Source organism: Bartonella sp. AA83SXKL, from assembly GCF_042196965.1.
Classification (GTDB): domain Bacteria; phylum Pseudomonadota; class Alphaproteobacteria; order Rhizobiales; family Rhizobiaceae; genus Bartonella.
In genome coordinates this window covers 26,036-44,653 of the sequence record NZ_JBHIRG010000007.1, presented here as the reverse complement: position 1 = coordinate 44,653, position 18,618 = coordinate 26,036, and the positions used below count along the sequence as shown (strand labels likewise).

Here is an 18,618-nt window from a genome sequence, read left to right as displayed (position 1 = left end):
AACCTCAAACCGCTTCCCTGATAAGATCAGCATACCCATTTTCCTCTAAATAAAGCGCTAAGGATTTATCACCGCTTTTGATAATTTGTCCTTTATAAAGAACATGTACCGTATCAGGAATAATATAATTAAGCAGCCGTTGATAATGGGTAATCACCAAAAATGAACGTTTTGAATCCCGAAGTTTATTAACACCATCTGCAACAATTTTTAGTGCATCAATATCTAAACCAGAATCCGTTTCATCTAAAATGCAAAGTGTAGGTTCAAGAAGTGCCATTTGTAAAATTTCAGCGCGTTTTTTTTCTCCACCTGAAAAACCTACATTTAATGGACGCTTTAGCATATCCATATCTATTTCAAGTTTGGCTGAAACTTCTTTAACACATTTTATAAATTCAGGAATTTTAAGTTCTTCGTCACCTCGCGCTTTGCGTTGAGAATTCATCGCAACTTTTAAAAATTCCATTGTTGCTACCCCTGGTATTTCCATTGGGTATTGAAATGCAAGAAAAACACCATATGCAGCACGTTCTGCTGGATCCATTTCTAAAAGTGATTGTCCATTATAGAGAATATCTCCTTCTGTTATTTCATAATCATCACGACCAGCAAGCAAATAAGATAAAGTTGATTTTCCGGCTCCATTTTGTCCCATGATAGCAGCAACTTCTCCATCTTGAACTGTCAAGTTTAAACCACGAATAATTTCTGTATCGGTTTCAGCAATACGGGCGTGCAAATTTTTGATCTCTAACATAATTTAATCCTGTTTTGGCTGTTTTTCAGATATCAATGCGTATTATTTTACCTTAGCATCCATCTACTTTTGTAATTACCATAGAGGTCATTTTTAGCATTATGTGCTACCGTTACAGCCTTTTTACATAAAGTCTTCTATTTATCTAATTAAATAAAATTATCCAACACTACCTTCAAGGCTAATACTAATAAGCTTTTGTGCTTCGACAGCAAATTCCATGGGAAGTTTTTGAATGACCTCTTTTACAAAACCATTTACAATTAATGCGATAGCTTCTTCTTCGGGAATTCCTCTTTGCATAACATAAAAAAGTTGGTCATCAGAAATTTTTGATGTTGTGGCTTCATGTTCAAACTGAGCTGTTGCATTTTTTGCTTCAATATAAGGAACTGTATGCGCACCACAATCATTTCCGATTAACAAACTATCACATTGCGTAAAGTTACGCGCATTTTGTGCTTTTCGATGAGCTGTGACTTGTCCCCGATAAGTGTTATTTGAAAAACCTGCAGAAATACCTTTGGAAATAATGCGACTGGATGTATTCTTTCCCAAATGAATCATTTTTGTACCAGAATCAATTTGTTGATAACCGTTTGCAACAGCAATAGAATAAAATTCTCCACGCGCATTATCACCACGGAGTAAGCAGGATGGATATTTCCAAGTAATCGCAGAACCAGTCTCAACTTGTGTCCATGAAATTTTAGAGCTATCACCTCGACAATCTCCACGCTTCGTCACAAAATTATAAATACCACCCTTTCCATCTTTATCGCCAGGATACCAGTTTTGTACTGTAGAATATTTAATCTCTGCATTTTCAAGGGCAATAAGCTCAACAACAGCAGCATGAAGTTGGTTTTCATCACGTTGGGGTGCTGTACACCCTTCAAGATAAGAAACATAGGAATCTTCAGCGGCGATAATCAATGTTCGTTCAAATTGGCCAGTGTTGCGTTCATTAATCCTAAAATAAGTTGAAAGCTCCATAGGACAACGAACCCCTTTGGGAATATAAACAAATGAACCATCTGTAAAGACAGCTGCATTTAAGGCCGCATAATAATTATCACTTATAGGTACAACTGTTCCTAAATATTCTTTAATAAGCTCAGAATGTTCAATAATTGCCTCTGAAATAGAACAAAAAATCACACCAGCACGTGCCAGCTCTTTTTTGAATGTTGTTACAACAGAAACAGAATCAAAGACTGCATCAACAGCCACCTGCCCCGATACAGACATACTGTCATCAAAAGTGGAGGGATCAGACTGTTTTCTTACTCCTGCCAAAATCTCTTGTTCTTTAAGGGGAATGCCAAGTTTTTCGTACGTTGCTAATAACTCAGGATCCACTTCATCCAAAGATTTTGGTCCTGTATGATTTTTGGGAGCAGCATAATAATAAAGCTCCTGAAAATCAATTTTAGGATATTCAAGACGCGCCCAATGAGGCTCTTGCATTGTCAGCCAACGGCGGTAAGCTTTTAAGCGCCATGTTAGCATCCATTCAGGCTCATTTTTTTTAGCGGAAATAAATTTGATAATATCCTCATTTAAGCCTTTTGGAGCTTTATCGGTTTCAATATTGGTTTCAAAACCATATTTATATTGGTCAACATCTATTTCACGTACTTGGCGTATCGTTTCTTGTACTGCCGGCATAAATTTTCTCCATTTTTTGGCGTCAAAAACCGGTAACTAAAGTCTTGTTTTTTACAAGATTAAAGTAAGCAAGTTATCTCCTAGGCTATAGGTAAAGTGCAAAAATTTCAATCAAACTTATTTTATTTTTAAAATAATTCTAATTTTTATAACTTTCTGATGATAAATCTTCCCCTTTTTTCCTGCTTATAATTTGAGAAAAAAACGACAGAAAATCATCAATATCTTCAGAAGTTGTGCCACGCCCTAGCGAAATGCGAATGGCACCATTTGGAACATGATACCCCATTGCCTCCAACACTTTGCTTTGTTTTACTTTTCCCGAAGAACAGGCAGAGCCGGATGATAAAGAAAACCCTTCTAAATCAAAAGCAATTTGCATCGTTTCAGCTTTTAGATTTTTCACGGTAAAGTAAGTTGTATTTGGCAAACGTTGAACTCTTTTGCCAAAAATCTCAACATTTTTACTTATTTTTTGTAGTCCATCTTCTAATTTATTGCGTAAATATATTAACTGTTTTATTTCCTCCTGTGTGAAGCAATCAGCCATTGCTGCCCCAAAAGCAGCAATAAGGGGCAATGCTTCTGTTCCTCCACGGAGACCTTTTTCTTGTCCTCCTCCAATAATAAGAGGGTGTGGCATGAGAAGATTACCACATGAAACAAAAGCACCAATTCCTTTAGGACCGCCAATTTTATGGGCAGACAGTATAAAAAAGTCTCCTCCTAACTGATGAATATCCACAAAATTTTTATCTACATATTGTGTCAAATCAACTATAAGAGTGCCTCCTAAATCCCGAACAATAGCGGCGATTTCTGTTAACGGTTGAATAACACCCGTTTCACTATTTGCAGCTTGAATAGCAACAAGAGGTAAACCTTTTGTTTTATCGTGAACCGTTAAGAGTGATGTTAATTTATCTTGTTGTATGAGCCCATCTTGATCAACATCAATGACGCTTATCAATTCTTTAGAAAAACGTCCTCCCTCTGCAACAGAGGGATGTTCAGTCGCTCCAAGGTAAAGATGAGAAAATTTAACTTTTGCTTTCCCCATATTGTAAAAAGGTGTTAACAAAGTCATTGCGGCTTCACTCGCACCAGAGGTAAATACCACGTGATCTGGATCTGTTTTAAGATTTTCAGCGATTTGCCGACGGGACTTTTGCAACAAAGTTTTAGCAGCACGCCCTTCCTTATGAACCGATGATGGATTACCAAATATCTCTAAAGATTCCAGTAACGCTATCCGTGCCACTTTTTTGAGCGGTGTTGTTGCGTTATGATCAAAATATCGGCGTTTTATAACCATTTTACATCGCAATCATTAATCTTATGAATTGATTGAAAAAATAGCGCATTTTTCTTGAAAAGTGCACTAAAAAAAGAATATCTAATAATTATTTAAGAGATTCTATGGTAAAAGTCGACCAGGGTCAAAGAGAGCCTTTTATTGCATTAAGGAGCATTTTATGCCAGAAATTATTTTTAACGGTCCCGCGGGGCGGCTCGAAGGGCGTTATCAACCTTCACAACAAAAAAATGCACCCATTGCGATCATTTTGCATCCTCATCCCCAATTTGGTGGAACTATGAATCATAAAATTGTCTATGACCTCTTTTATATGTTCCAACAACGTGGCTTTACAACTTTACGTTTTAACTTTCGTGGTATTGGTCGTAGTCAGGGTGAATTTGATTATGGAATAGGAGAACTTTCAGATGCTGCTGCTGCTCTCGATTGGGTGCAAACACAACATCCAGACTCTAAAAATTGTTGGGTAGCAGGATACTCATTTGGAGCATGGATTGGTATGCAGCTTTTAATGCGCCGACCGGAAATTGAGGGATTTATCTCAGTTGCCCCTCAGCCTAATGTTTATGACTTTTCATTTCTTGCACCTTGTCCCTCTTCTGGACTTATCATTCATGGCGGTATCGATAAAGTTGCCCCTCCAAAAGATGTTCAAATACTTGTCGATAAATTAAAAACACAAAAAGGTATCATCATTACACAAGAAATATTGGAAGAGGCTAATCACTTTTTCAGTGGATGTCATGAAAAACTTATTGAACGATGTGCCCACTATTTGGATAACCATATCTCCAATGAACTTCTCGCTCCTCCTCCTGAAATACTTTCACTAACTTAGGAAAATACGATAGATTTATAAAAAATTAGCAAAAGCCGTTTCTGATCATAACAAAGTAATTTTTTCAGTTTGCATTTAAAATTTTTCTAAATTTTATTTCAGGATAGAAATGAGAATAACAGCATACCTGTTTTCTATCACTGAAAAGTCTCTTTTTAGCGTAAAAAGGAAATAATACCTGTATTATTATCTTTATATTACCAATATGTCTCTTTCTCTTGTGAGGTGTGTGTCAGTTATGATAGATAACGCATTAATAATTCATTATATAATCGCCTATTATATAAAATAATGCACTCTTATAATTAGGAAATTAAATCTGTGTTTGCCTTTAAATCTGATTTTTTACACATTATGAGCGAACGTGGTTTTATCCACCAAATTTCAGATGAAAAAGGCTTAGATGATCTTTTTTCAAAAGAAACTGTAAGCGCTTATACTGGATTTGACCCAACAGCATCGAGTTTACATGCTGGAAGTCTTCTTCAGATTATGATGCTTTATTGGTTACAAAAAACGGGTCATCGCCCCATTGCTTTAATGGGCGGAGGGACCGGATTGATTGGTGATCCTTCCTTCAAAGACGAAGCGCGACGCCTTCTGACACAAGATGATATTGCTGCAAATATTGATGGTATTAAAAAGGTATTTGCTAACTATTTGACATTCGGTGACCGAGAAACCGATGCTTGTATTGTGAATAATGCTGAATGGTTATGCAATTTAAACTACTTAGAATTTTTGCGTGATGTAGGAAAGCATTTTTCTGTCAACCGTATGTTGTCATTTGATTCTGTCAGACTCAGACTTGAGCGTGAGCACTCTTTGTCATTCTTAGAGTTTAATTATATGATTCTGCAAGCTTATGACTTTGTTGAACTTTATAAACGTTATGGGGTGCGTATGCAAATGGGGGGCTCTGATCAGTGGGGCAACATTATTAACGGAATCGAATTAGGACATCGTTTAGGAACACCGCAATTATATGCGTTAACATCACCATTGCTGACAACCTCTTCCGGTGCCAAAATGGGTAAATCATTGAATGGGGCTGTATGGCTGAATGCGGATAAGCTTTCACCTTATCAATTTTGGCAATACTGGCGCAATACAGAAGATGCTGATGTAACACGATTTCTAAAGCTCTATACTCCATTGCCGATGGATGAGATTCTTAAACTTTCTCTATTACAAGGAACTGAAATTAACGAAGCAAAAAAAATTCTTGCAACAGAAATTACAGCAATGTTGCATGGACGTGTTCTTGCTGATGCAGCAGCAGAAACGGCTCGCAAGACGTTTGAAGAAAAAACTCTGGGAGAAAATCTTCCAACTGTTGAAATTAATGCCTCAGAATTAAAAAAAGGTGTTGGATTGCTCACTCTTTTAGTACAAGCAGGACTCGCTAGATCTAATAGTGAAGCACGCCGACACATTCAAGGTGGAGGTGTCCGTGTAAATGATCAAATTATTGAGGATGAAACACATCTTATTATTGAAGGGGATGTCAGTGCAGAAGGAACCATTAAACTTTCTTTTGGTAAGAAAAAACATGTTGTGATGAAACCAGTATAATCTTTTGCTGTTTTGTTTATGTTGTTCACGTCGAGCTTGTTCTTTCAATTCAATCGTTGTGATAGGGCGAGTTTTGTTAGGAAAATAAAGGTCTCTTCAAAACAATAATATTTCGAGAGTTGAATAGTTCTTTTCTTCTGTGTACTCTGATATCTTATACCTGTTACACAAAAAAGAAAGATGAAAACAATGACAAGACCAATGAAAGGTGCTCTTGCTCCTGATTTTACTTTGCCGCGCGATGGAGGAGAGACAGTGTGTCTTTCTGACTTTAAAGGAAAGCCTGTTGTTTTATATTTTTATCCAAAAGATGACACCAGTGGTTGCACAAGTGAAGCACTTGATTTCACAAAATTAAAGATGAAATTTGATGAAATCGGTGTTGCTGTTATTGGAATCTCTCCAGATAATGTAAAAAAACATGATAAATTTAAAATAAAACATGAACTTGATGTCATCTTGGTTTCTGATGAAGAAAAAACGACCCTCGAAGCTTATGGTGTTTGGGTTGAGAAAAGCATGTATGGACGCAAATATATGGGAGTTGAACGGAGCACTTTTTTAATTGATGTAAATGGAATAATAGTAGAAGAATGGCGCAAAGTAAGCGTATCTGGGCATGCTGAAAATGTTTTAGCTACTGCAACACTTTTATATCATAATGGTAACTTGTAAATTGAGTGTTTGATTTACCTTCAAAAGCAAAAGTTATTCCCCCTAATTGATTTTAGTTTTTCAATGGATTCAATTTTTACAATATATTGATTTATAAGGATAATGAATTGTTTTACATTTATATTAGTCCCCTGAATATCGCAAAATTTTCTTATTTCAGATTCTTCCTATCACTTGCAATATCATAAGCAGAATTAGCGTGTGAGAAAAAATTGAAGAAAGAAACAAGAAAATCCTCCTTTAAACCTTTAAAGTATCAAAGGCTATATAACATCACAGCATCAATAAAACGAACAGCTTAAGAAAAAATCTATATGGCTTGAAGGAAGGATATATAATTAACGAATATCCTCAATTTTTTTGTCTTGTCCATAAATGCGCCGTGCGAGTGCTGCCTCTATAAATGCATCTAAATTACCATTAAGTACGGATTGTGGATCCGTATTTTCAATTCCTGTACGCAAATCTTTGACAAGCTGATAGGGTTGAAGAACATAAGATCTAATTTGATGTCCCCATCCGATTTCTGTTTTAGAAGATTCAGCAGCATTGGTTTCTTCTTCTCTTTTTTTAAGCTCTTCTTCATAAAGCCGTGCACGCAACATCGACCAAGCCGTAGCGCGATTTTTATGTTGAGAACGTTCTGTTTGACATTGAACAACAATACCCGTTTTTATATGTGTGATGCGAACAGCAGAATCTGTCGTGTTAACATGTTGTCCTCCTGCTCCAGATGCACGATATGTATCAATACGCACATCTGCCTCTGAAACATCAACTTCAATATTGTCATCAATAACTGGATAAACCCAAATGCTCGCAAAAGAAGTATGGCGCTTTGCATTCGAATCAAATGGAGAAATCCGCACTAAGCGATGAACGCCTGATTCTGTTTTTAACATTCCATAAGCATTATGCCCTTTTACAAGAATAGTCGCTGACTTTATTCCTGCTTCTTCTCCATCATGAATTTCTAAAATTTCAACCTTCATTTCATGCTGTTCAGCCCATCGCATATACATACGTAAGAGCATAGAAGCCCAATCTTGGCTTTCTGTTCCCCCTGCTCCAGCATGAACTTCTAAATAGGTATCATTCGGATCTGCCTCTCCTGAAAGAAGTACGTCAATTTGCCTTTTATCTATCTCATTTTTAAGATTACGTATTGATCTTTCTGCATCAGCGATAATTTCAATATCACTTTCTTCTTCGCCCATCGCAATAAGCTCAATGCATTCTTCAAGTGTTTTTGTAAATGATAAAAGACCATTGATTGAATCATCGAGACGTTGACGCTCACGCATCATATCCTGTGCTCGTTGTGCATCATCCCATAATGATGGATCTTCCGCTTTTTGATTAAGATATTCAAGACGCTTTAGTGATTGATCCCAGTCAAAGATGCCCCCTTAGCAATTGTATTGCTTTCTGGATTTCATCAACTAATGTTTCTATTTCTGCTCGCATAATTTAACACCGTATTTTAAAAAACTCTTTTTGGTTGTGTCTCTTAGCATTTTATACAAATTTAATAGCTGCTATCAGAAAATGGTACAATTCTATCACTCTATTTACAGAACTGACATTGTAAAAAAGAGATAAAAACCATGTCTCATGGTGAAAGGAGATTTTGTTGATTAATACAGCCCACCTGTCCCACTTTCAAGGGCTTTATTGACTTGTGGAGAAGTCGTTACTGCAGGAACACCTTCTTGAAAAGAATTTGTACTCCCAATAACTTGATATATATCAGCAGGACCAGTCCCTGGTTTAAATGCTTCTATAATGACATCTTGATCTCCTCTTTCCGCAAGCATTCCTGTTTTCCGATTAATTGGCATTAAAATCATACCCTTTGGCATCTTAAAGGGAACATCTGGCTTTCCTTTAAGAGCATCTGCCATAAACTCACCAAAAATAGGTGCAGCTAATGAACTTCCTGTTCCATTATATCCTAACGGAGCTGGTTGATCATAACCGACAAAAATACCAACGACAATGTCAGGAGTAAATCCCATAAACCAGACATCCTTAGAGTCATTGGTTGTTCCTGTCTTAGCGGCAATATGTCGATTAAGATAACGTAAACGTGCTGCAGTACCACGCTGAACAACCCCTTCCATCATGGAGGTAATCTGATAAGCTGTCATAGGGTCAAGAACTTGATCTCGCTCATCAATCAATGTGGGTTCACGTTGATTATTCCATGAATTCGTATTACAATTTTCACAAATACGATCATCATGACGATAAATTGTCTTTCCATAACGATCTTGAATTCTGTCTATCAGAGAAGGCTTAATAGAGCGTCCCCCATTGGCAATAACTGAATAAGCTGTAACCATTCGTAATACTGTTGTTTCACCAGCCCCTAAAGCCATGGGAAGATAAGGCTGCAATTTATCTACGATCCCAAAGCGTTCTGCATATTCAGCGACAAGAGGCATTCCCATATCATTGGCAAGCCGTATTGTCATAAGATTACGAGAACGCTCAATACCATAACGCAACGTTGAAGGTCCTGCAAAGGTACCTCCATAATTTTTGGGTTGCCAAACTTCACCATTATATTGACGAACTTCAATGGGACCATCTAAAACAACGGATGCTGGTGTATATCCGTTATCAAGAGCTGCTGCATAAACAAAAGGCTTAAAAGCAGATCCCGGTTGGCGATAAGCTTGGGTTGCACGATTGAATTCAGATGCGGCAAAAGAAAATCCTCCCACCATAGCAAGAACGCGCCCTGTATGAGGTTCCATAGCAACAATTGCACCTTCAACCTTTGGAATTTGTTGTAAACGATAAGTGTTATTTGTATTGGATAGTTTTTCAACAAAAATGACATCCCCAACTTGCAGAACATGAGATAAGCTCTGAACAGTTTTTCGATAACCATTTTCTTTTACAACATGGAGTGCCCATTTTGAATCAGCTTCAGATAAAACAGCAATTTCCCGTTTTTTTGATAATATACCTGAAGCTTCGCGCTGTGGCTGTAAACCAATCTCTACTTTGTTGGGATTAGTAGAAAGAACAACAGCTAAACGCCATTCAGGAACATCACTTAGCCCTGTGATATCTGCAAGTTCTGTCCCCCAATCCCCTTTCTCATCAATATGCGCATAAGCTCCACGCCATCCTTGCGCATGATCAAATCTAATTAATCCATCGTGTAAAGCACGTCGCGCAATAAGTTGTAAATGCGGATCAAGCGTTGTACGAATGGAAAGCCCACCTTCATAAAGTGTTTTAGCCCCATAGCGATGTATTAAACGACGCCGCACTTCTTCAGTAAAATAATCAGCCGCAAAAACATAGCTATCACTCCCACGGATTGTCGCTCCTAAAGGTTTAGCTTTCGCTTTTTCACCTTGTTCACGCGTTACATATCCATTTGCAATCATCCGGTCTATAACCCAATTACGCCGATCAATAGCACGTTGTGTATTCTTAAATGGATCATAATTTGCTGGTCCTTTTGGAAGAGCAGCCAAATAAGCACATTGTTCTAGCGTCAGATCATTGACGGATTTATTGAAATAGGTCAAAGAAGCAGCTGCTATACCATAAGTGCCACGCCCCAGATAAATTTCATTGAGATAAAGTTCGAGAATATGATCTTTTGAATAAGTTTTCTCAATACGCATTGCTAAAATAGCTTCCTTAAATTTACGTTCTAACGTTGTTTCTGAACTTAAAAGGAAGTTTTTAGCGACTTGTTGCGTTATAGTTGATGCACCCTCTGGACGTCTTCCAGAAGCAATATTACGAATATTATTGATCAAAGCTCGAGAAAGTCCTTCAGGATCTAAACCAAAATGATGATAAAAGTTTTTGTCTTCAGCCGAAATAAAAGCATTTATAACAAGCTTTGGTATTGATTGAATCGGTAAATAGAGGCGATGTTTTGTTGCAAACTCTGCCATAAGACGGCCATCAGAAGCATGGACGCGGGTCATTACCGGCGGCTCATAAAGTGAAAGAACTTCATAATCAGGGAGTGCATTTGCTTGACCACTGGTCATAACACCCCACGTTATTGCACCACAAAGTCCAATAGCAATAAAAAAACGAAGAAGATATCTTAAAAAAATCATCATAAAAACGGCTATCGCTTTCTTAAGAATTAATTAAAGAAAAAATACGTTACTTCAAACACACCAAGTGGATATCACCACAAGATTGAGATCAAGAGAAATCGTTTTCTATCTTTTATTTATACTAGGGTACACTAGAAGCCCATATAGATACTCTATTTTCTCACAAATTTAAAGAGGCTGTATCATTTTCTGCCTATAATCAGCAAATTGACGAATAGAATGAGCAATAGAGGCTGCCATTTGTTTTCTCCAATGAGGATCATTTAATAACTTTTCATCCTCTTTATTGGATAAATAACCTATCTCTATCAAGACTGAGGGTATATCTGAAGCTCTTAAAACTTGAAAATTAGCATAACGATGTGGGTTATTAATCAAGTTAATATGATTCTTTGATAAACTTGAAATAACACTATTTGCAAAATTAACCGAAAATGTATGTGTCTCACGTCGTGTAAGATCCATCAAAATATCTGTAACTTCGAGCGTTTCATCTGCAGGCAAACCATCAAGCAAATCAACTTTATTTTCATTTTCAGCTAAAGATTTTGCAATGGCATCAGAGGCTTTGTCTGATATGGTATACACTGTGGCACCGCGAAGAGAATGTAGATCAATCGTATCCGCGTGAATAGATATAAAAAGATCAGCATCAAACTCTTGCGCTTTTTTAACTCTTTCACTTAGTCTTAAAAAAATATTGGAATCTCGTGTTAAAGCAACGGTAATATGAGAATCCTTTTGTAATTCGTCTCGCAATGCACGCGCAAAGTCTAAAGTCACATCTTTTTCTAAAATTCCAGTAACCCCCCGCGCACCACCATCAATACCACCATGACCAGGATCAAGAACAACACGGAAATTATATGCTGGCATTAACTGTGTTTTTGTATCAAAATTGATCCTTTGCTGTTTTTTTAATATCTCATCAAATTTTTCTTGTGTACTTTTACGAATATCAATCAGCAACTGCCATAAACCATTATTTAAATTTTTTACGACATTTTTTTCAACTACAAAAGCCGTTTTACTTGTCAAAACAATGCGTGAAGTCTGTATGTCAGAGAAAGCATAACGCACATCTGAAAGCATAACGGATAATGTATTCCTTTTCTTTAAAGGCGTATTTTGCATCGAAAAGTCAATTGTAGGTAAATTGATAACCAAACGTGCTGGCCTGTCCAAAATCTGTAAACGAACATTTGGTTTTGAATTAAAAACCGCAATAATACGCGTATGAACACTATCACCAATGGTTCGAAAATTAATAAGTCTCAGAGGATCTGCGGCTTGAAGACTGGTTTGGAGTAGCAAAAAAGATAATAAAAAGTATGTGACGAACACAATAACATCCCCATAAGCTGTTTTCAGCTTTTTGGTAAAAAAAACTCTTATCATAAGCAAAATACTCTACATTACCTTTGTAATAATTTATCTTGGTTACATAAAACGATACACCAATTTATTATCTATTTTTCAATAAAAGCTAAATAAACACCTCAAAACGAAATTAAGGTCATAAAGATATTATAATTATACATGATTTACATTGTTACTTGCCAAACGCATGATATCAACATAAAAGAATATTTATGCTTCCTAGCTGATAATAGTCATCTAAATTATCTGTAACTCATATTAAGTTGTCTTTAGAAGTTTTTTGTCTATTATGCGTTGAGACTTTTTTATGGATGAAAAATTTCTATGTTGTAACATTAGGATTGCATTACTTAAGATTCGTTGGTTCGGATATCCGAACTGTTTTAAAGATTATTTTACCGGAGACTTTTAAGAAATATGAGTCATAAAAAACAGATGGAAATAATGATGAGAAATGGTGTAAATGCAGTCATGCCTTTGCACGTGGTGTTCCGTCCTGTTTTTCTGGTACCTCCCTTTTATGGCAGACAGCCTTTTATATTTACGAATAGTTATAGCATTCGTTTGAATAAAATTGTGCATGTCGCCTTCAGGATATTAACTTATGTCAAACAAAATGCTTATAGATGCCTCCCATCCGGAGGAAACACGTGTTGTTGTTGTTCACGGCAACAAAATTGAAGAACTTGATTTTGAATCAGAACATAGAAAACAGCTCAAGGGGAATATTTATCTCGCACGTATTACGCGTGTAGAACCGTCTCTCCAAGCGGCTTTTGTTGAATATGGTGGAAACCGGCATGGTTTTTTAACATTTTCTGAAATTCATCCTGATTATTATCAAATTCCTATTGCTGATCGCCTTGCTCTTCTTGAAGAAGAAGAAAAAGAAGCTGTAGGAGAAAATTCTGTAGATACCTTTACGGAAGAAGCAACTAAAAATAAAAAACGCTCCAGAAGAACAAAAAAAAGTGAAAAAAACAATGTTATAGCAGCCGATATTGAAAATGATATCACATCTGAAGCGATAATAATTGATAATACAGAAGAATCATTAAATGCCAATATCTCTTATGATGAGATTGAAATGGTCGGTGCTGAGGACATCCGTGAAGAGCTCCCGATTTATCAAAGAAAACAAGGGCGCCAGTATAAAATTCAAGAAGTCATTAAACGACGTCAAATTTTGTTGGTACAAGTTATCAAAGAAGAGCGTGGTAATAAAGGTGCTGCCCTTACAACATATCTATCTCTAGCTGGTCGTTACTCTGTTCTAATGCCCAACACAGCACGTGGTGGTGGTATTTCACGAAAAATTACGAACGTACAAGACCGTAAGCGTCTTAAAGAAATCGTAAAAGAATTAGCCGTTCCAAAAGGTATGGGCGTTATCTTACGAACCGCTGGTGCCAATAGAACAAAAGCTGAAATTAAACGTGATTATGAATATCTTATGCGGTTATGGGATACTATTCGCACTTTGACACTCGAGTCAACGGCGCCATGCCTTGTCCATGAAGAAAGCAATCTCATCAAGCGTTCTATACGAGATCTTTACAATAAGAACATTAGTGAAATTCTTGTCTCTGGAGACCAAGGATATCGTGAAGCGAAAGACTTTATGCGTATGCTCATGCCAAGTCATGCAAAAGTTGTGCAACCTTACCGTGATCCTACGCCCATTTTCGCAAGAAATAATATTGAAATTCAACTTGATAAAATGTTGCAACCACAGGTTTCTTTAAAATCTGGTGGTTATCTTGTTATTAATCAAACAGAAGCACTTGTTGCTATTGACGTAAATTCTGGCCGCTCTACGAAAGAATTCTCTGTCGAAAAGACAGCCTTACAAACTAACCTTGAAGCTGCTGAAGAAGTAGCGCGTCAATTACGCTTGCGTGACCTTGCTGGTTTAATTGTGATTGATTTTATTGATATGCTTGAAGAACGCAATGTGAAGCTGGTCGAAAAAAAATTAAAAGATTGTTTAAAAAATGATCGTGCTCGTATTCAAGTAGGTCATATTTCACACTTCGGCCTTTTAGAAATGAGTCGTCAACGTATTCGCATATCGGTTTTAGAAAGTACGACACAGCCCTGCCCACATTGCGCAGGAACAGGAAATATACGTTCTGAATCATCAATTGCGTTACATGTCATGCGCTCAATTGAAGAATATCTTCTTCATAATTCGCAACATAATATTATCGTGCGCACCCCCGTAGCAACAGCGCTTTATGTATTAAATCATAAACGCAATATTCTTGTTAATTTAGAAGCTCGCTTTAAACTTAATATTAGTATTGAAGCAGATGATAGTATTGGAACACAACATCTTGTTATTTCTAAAGGCTCAATAGCAGAGAGAATTTTTCAATCTTCATTGGAAGATGACAATAAGCAAGAAATTGAAGATTCTGTTTTCATAAAAAGTGAATCTATTGAAAATCCTTCTCCCATTGAAACAAACCAAAAGCGTCGGCGCAAAAATCGTCACGGTGAAATTACTGATCATTCTCTCTCCAACGTTCATAAAAAAGAAGATACCTTGAATGATGATTCTTATCGTCGAGGACGTCGTCGAGGACGTCGTGGTGGTCGACGCAATCAAGATAATAGTTTTCATCAGATTCGCGTTCCTTATGCAGAACCAGTGGGAGATTTTGCTAAGCAAGCTTTAGCAGAAATTAAAGCAGCGCATCGCAAACGTCGTGTTTCACCTGCTAAATCTTTTGAACTTGAAGAAACAAAGAATAATACACAAGCTCTAGATATACAACAACAGAGTGAATCTGAAAAAAATGATACAAGTATTAAACCTAAAAAACGTAAAACACGTTCTTCAAAAGTAGTAGAAAATCAACTTTTTTTAGAGAATGATCAAAATATTGCAGAACAAAAATCTCTTGAAGAAAAACCTACAACCAGTTCGGTGCATAAAACTAAAACAAAAAAAGCAGACAAAGCTGTTCATGAGGTAGAAGATAAAGCTCTTGAAAAGAGTAAAAAATCAACACGTGGAACACGTAAAAAATCATCTTCTAAAGAGACAACGCAAATACAAAAAATATTAGAGCAAGAAACTGTAATCGAGATGGAGAAAGTTATCGAAACCTCTCCTTCCCAAATTGAAGAAACAATTAATCAACCCGTTGTTATTTCATCAACGCCTAATGATTCTTCCAAAACTGAACGTATTGGTTGGTGGAAACGCAGAATTCTTTCGAAAAATTAAGGATTAAAAAAACCGCCACAGAAAATTGTGGCGGTTCAAATAAACAATTATAGAAGACGTTTTGACCAACTTCTATGGTGTGGGTTTATTACTTTTGTTTTGCTTTTTCTTGCTCATCCCGCATACGCTCTTCAATTTCTTTTTGCTTTGATTGAATGGCTTGCTGCAGCTTTATTTGTTCTTGTTGAAAATCTTTTTCCTCCATACCAGGACCGGTATAGGCTGCTGTAAACCCATTAAGAGAAAACTCAATAGGATTAGCTGAACCACGGAAATTAACTGTGGTTACAACCATTTTTGTACCACTTTTCATAGCTGCTATAAGCTTATCATCTAAGACATCATTAGCAATACAACTTGGTCCATTACAAATAATATAAGGAATTTTTTTAGAGAACTCGTCACCAATTTTAATGTGAACACCTTCTGGCAAAAAACGACCTGTAGGTACTTGAATACCTATACGTTTCTCATTTTGCTTCCCTTTTATTTCAACAAGATTAAAAGCCGTTAAAGGTTGTCCCGTATTCGATAATACAGTATTCATTGTATTACAAATATCAACATCATGCTGCTTACTGCAAACTTTGTACCAACCTTGTGATAAAGTTTGCGCATTTGCAGAAATACCAGCTATAAGAAAAAGGGCAGCAGCTCCAACTAATACTGAAACAGCAGAATAAACATTTTTATGCGACATGATTAAGTTAATCCTTTCAACGCGCTCTTAAGTAACTTCAAAAAAATATTAAATATAATTCCAACTTAATTTATTAAATTATAATGAAATAACAATTAATTTTACTATTTTTACTTCAATATAAAAAAAAGTTAAATTTAGAGAAAAAATACGACGAGCCATTCTAATTTTTATACACTCATATCATTTCCCCTCTTCATCACATTGGTATTTGATGCAATCTATCCATAAAACACCTCTGTGCATTTAAACTAAGATTACACAAACGAATCAATATTGCAATGTTAATTAAAATAAACTCTGATACTACTCTAAAAAACTTACTAATTAAAATTTTTACATTTATTACTCTTCATGTTAAGCTTATAGAACATTAGCAACAGGTGTTGCAATGCATTAAGCTCCAAAATATCAGATAAGTTTTACAGTTTTCCTTATGTGCCTCGTGTGATACACAAAAACAAAATCATCTACGGTATTATTGAAACATTTGATGAATTAAAACCATTGATTGTCTAAAATTTCTGCCCTTGTTTACAAAACAATGGTGATACGCTTTTGTAATAAAAATTTTATATTCTATAGCGTTTAACTAAACAGTTTAGTTTAAAAATACGCTACTAAAGAAGTGCTTTTTTCTTAATTAAACAACACATTTTCTTAGAGAGAAAATCTATAACTGCTGAAAATATTTTATTTATAATAAACTTTCTTAAAATATAATAACATATTAATTTATAATAATAATTTATCTTTTTTCTATTTCTATATTGTATGAAAGATCCTAATAGCGCAAACCTCTCTTATATTGAATCAATAAAATTTATCCACTTGTACATCACAAGCAGAGTTAGTTTTATAGATAAAACTACTGAACAAAGGGATTCCCCCTATGAATCATCTCACGTGCCTAAAGCCATAATAAATTTATGCTCATATATTATACATCTATTATTGCACTTCTGTACAAATATCATCTCTCAGCTTTATAACATGAATAAAAAATATAGCTTTTATCAATTTATTTTAAGTTATTTCTCAAATAAAATAATTTACTAAAATGATAAATTCTTTTCATCTTTTACAACATCAAAGATATAAATCGTTAATGATTTAAGTTTTAAGAAAAAATGAATTCAAAATATCATTTTGTTTTCCTATATAACACAACTTAGAGCTATAAAACATCTCTCTTATCGTATTAATAAAACAAGATTTAAGATATGAAATGTATCGTCATTAAAATAATTAAACAGATAAAAATAAAAAACTACAAGCACAAAAAATCATGCATAAAAAGAAAACATAAAAAAGATATATGAGTTTATTATTTAATATATATATTAAAGCTTATATGATAAGAATAATAGATAATATCTTATGTGTATAAATTACTTTATTATAAATAATGATAAAAACAAAAAATTAAAATATATTTTACTAACATATTTAAACTATTATTTAGTATATTATCTTAATTTCTCTGTATTTGTATAATTAATTTTTTAATTGAATAATTCTTCAACATGAGAACGCATACGATCTATAATATTCTTTTTCTTGTTTGGAAGCATTATATTATGTACTTCTTTAATGGTATTACAAAGCTTAGGTGCACTTTTTACAAACCAATTATCTTCTGTAAGACTATTTTTTATATCGTCAAATATTTGTTTTTCATAACTATAAGAGCCATCTGTTAGTAATTCTTTAATATCCCTGACTAAACTAGGACTTATTGAATTATTTGCGCCTTTAGCCCAACTAAAATCTTTATCTTTCCAATCAAAATCTTTGCGCAAAATAGCACCTATATCACTTTGCAATATATCCGCTAACGTATTGCAAGCAATAATAAATATGAGATAATTTTTCATTATCTCATCATCACCTCCACTTTTCTCATTCATTCCCCATTCATTAAACGTTTGAGTTTTTTTTAAATAATCTTTTGCTTTAATCAACTTTTCTTCATACTCCCCTACTTCATACTCTCTCGCTATATGTATTCTAGAGATAATTTTTTGTTTTTTTTCAGCTAGATCCTGTAATTTCGAACCAAGATTATAATATTCATCCTTCAGAGTTTTCAGTTTTTTATATAACTTATTCCGTTCCTGTAAACGCTCATAGTATTCTGCTTTAGAAATATTTTTTTCCCAAATATCCAAATGAGATATACTTTCTTCAATAAATTGTATGCTCTCTTTAATATTCTTTCTTTTGTTTTTTAAATGTTGGTATTGTTCATCAGAAGATAACTCAGCATAAGCGTTTTTTACGCCATATATTAAAGTGAGTAACAAAAAAACGATAGTTAGACACTTTTGTAATGAAGAAAGCATGCTATCTTTACCTAAATT

The 18,618-nt window shown here is 35.1% G+C and carries 12 protein-coding genes; 4 read left to right on the top strand and 8 right to left on the bottom strand.

All coding sequences use genetic code 11. The features are described 5' to 3' along the window. Positions 1-4: 4 nt before the first annotated feature. From sufC to ACFINO_RS04980, 3 genes are all read right to left on the bottom strand, one after another. Positions 5-760: a Fe-S cluster assembly ATPase SufC gene (sufC, locus tag ACFINO_RS04990; protein WP_375613438.1), complete on the bottom strand. Its 756-nt coding sequence runs from the start codon at positions 758-760 to the stop codon at positions 5-7. A 159-nt stretch (positions 761-919) separates the two neighbouring features. Beyond that, entirely contained in the window at positions 920-2,431 is a 1,512-nt protein-coding gene (gene sufB / locus ACFINO_RS04985) for a Fe-S cluster assembly protein SufB (RefSeq protein ID WP_375634078.1), read from the bottom strand. Between the two features lie 139 nt (positions 2,432-2,570). Further along, complete coding sequence (locus tag ACFINO_RS04980) at positions 2,571-3,746, bottom strand: cysteine desulfurase family protein (protein WP_375634076.1); 1,176 nt, start codon at positions 3,744-3,746, stop codon at positions 2,571-2,573. Between the two features lie 160 nt (positions 3,747-3,906). On the opposite strand from ACFINO_RS04980, the gene ACFINO_RS04975 reads away from it, so the two are divergent. The 3 genes from ACFINO_RS04975 to ACFINO_RS04965 all read left to right on the top strand — a co-directional run bounded on the left by ACFINO_RS04975 (position 3,907) and on the right by ACFINO_RS04965 (position 6,837). Continuing rightward, positions 3,907-4,587: an alpha/beta hydrolase gene (locus ACFINO_RS04975; RefSeq protein ID WP_375613441.1), complete on the top strand. Its 681-nt coding sequence runs from the start codon at positions 3,907-3,909 to the stop codon at positions 4,585-4,587. Positions 4,588-4,908: 321 nt separating this feature from the next. Continuing rightward, on the top strand, positions 4,909-6,162 hold the full coding sequence (gene tyrS, locus ACFINO_RS04970; RefSeq protein ID WP_375634074.1) for a tyrosine--tRNA ligase: 1,254 nt from the start codon (positions 4,909-4,911) through the stop codon (positions 6,160-6,162). Positions 6,163-6,351: 189 nt separating this feature from the next. Further along, positions 6,352-6,837: a peroxiredoxin gene (locus tag ACFINO_RS04965; protein WP_375643119.1), complete on the top strand. Its 486-nt coding sequence runs from the start codon at positions 6,352-6,354 to the stop codon at positions 6,835-6,837. Positions 6,838-7,175: 338 nt separating this feature from the next. Here the strand turns inward: ACFINO_RS04965 and prfB are convergent. The 3 genes from prfB to ACFINO_RS04950 all read right to left on the bottom strand — a co-directional run bounded on the left by prfB (position 7,176) and on the right by ACFINO_RS04950 (position 12,338). Continuing rightward, positions 7,176-8,304 (bottom strand): peptide chain release factor 2 gene (prfB, locus tag ACFINO_RS04960; protein WP_375634070.1). Its coding sequence is split into 2 segments (ribosomal slippage): positions 7,176-8,234 and positions 8,236-8,304, totalling 1,128 coding nucleotides; the frame shifts between segments, so codons are not numbered across the junction. Between the two features lie 170 nt (positions 8,305-8,474). Then, positions 8,475-10,940 (bottom strand): penicillin-binding protein 1A, encoded by a 2,466-nt coding sequence (locus ACFINO_RS04955; protein ID WP_375634069.1) that lies wholly within the window; start codon positions 10,938-10,940, stop codon positions 8,475-8,477. A 168-nt stretch (positions 10,941-11,108) separates the two neighbouring features. Further along, positions 11,109-12,338, bottom strand: coding sequence for an N-acetylmuramoyl-L-alanine amidase (locus ACFINO_RS04950; protein ID WP_375634067.1), 1,230 nt, complete (start codon positions 12,336-12,338; stop codon positions 11,109-11,111). 586 nt (positions 12,339-12,924) lie between these two features. Between ACFINO_RS04950 and ACFINO_RS04945 the strand changes: the two genes are divergently transcribed. After that, positions 12,925-15,555: a ribonuclease E/G gene (locus ACFINO_RS04945; protein ID WP_375636720.1), complete on the top strand. Its 2,631-nt coding sequence runs from the start codon at positions 12,925-12,927 to the stop codon at positions 15,553-15,555. An 88-nt stretch (positions 15,556-15,643) separates the two neighbouring features. Here ACFINO_RS04945 and ACFINO_RS04940 read toward each other — a convergent pair whose 3' ends face one another. Beyond that, complete coding sequence (locus tag ACFINO_RS04940) at positions 15,644-16,255, bottom strand: invasion associated locus B family protein (protein ID WP_375634064.1); 612 nt, start codon at positions 16,253-16,255, stop codon at positions 15,644-15,646. A 1,505-nt stretch (positions 16,256-17,760) separates the two neighbouring features. After that, entirely contained in the window at positions 17,761-18,600 is an 840-nt protein-coding gene (locus tag ACFINO_RS04935) for a hypothetical protein (RefSeq protein WP_375634063.1), read from the bottom strand. Positions 18,601-18,618 lie beyond the last annotated feature (18 nt).

Excerpts from the sequence above, each read along its gene's own strand:
- ACFINO_RS04955 (WP_375634069.1), bottom strand. The coding sequence starts at position 10,940 with ATGATGATTTTTTTAAGATATCTTCTTCGTTTTTTTATTGCTATTGGA.
- ACFINO_RS04935 (WP_375634063.1), bottom strand. The coding sequence starts at position 18,600 with ATGCTTTCTTCATTACAAAAGTGTCTAACTATCGTTTTTTTGTTACTC.
- ACFINO_RS04940 (WP_375634064.1), bottom strand. The coding sequence starts at position 16,255 with ATGTCGCATAAAAATGTTTATTCTGCTGTTTCAGTATTAGTTGGAGCT.
- sufB (WP_375634078.1), bottom strand. The coding sequence starts at position 2,431 with ATGCCGGCAGTACAAGAAACGATACGCCAAGTACGTGAAATAGATGTT.
- sufC (WP_375613438.1), bottom strand. The coding sequence starts at position 760 with ATGTTAGAGATCAAAAATTTGCACGCCCGTATTGCTGAAACCGATACA.
- ACFINO_RS04950 (WP_375634067.1), bottom strand. The coding sequence starts at position 12,338 with ATGATAAGAGTTTTTTTTACCAAAAAGCTGAAAACAGCTTATGGGGAT.
- ACFINO_RS04945 (WP_375636720.1), top strand. The coding sequence starts at position 12,925 with ATGTCAAACAAAATGCTTATAGATGCCTCCCATCCGGAGGAAACACGT.
- ACFINO_RS04975 (WP_375613441.1), top strand. The coding sequence starts at position 3,907 with ATGCCAGAAATTATTTTTAACGGTCCCGCGGGGCGGCTCGAAGGGCGT.
- ACFINO_RS04965 (WP_375643119.1), top strand. The coding sequence starts at position 6,352 with ATGACAAGACCAATGAAAGGTGCTCTTGCTCCTGATTTTACTTTGCCG.
- ACFINO_RS04980 (WP_375634076.1), bottom strand. The coding sequence starts at position 3,746 with ATGGTTATAAAACGCCGATATTTTGATCATAACGCAACAACACCGCTC.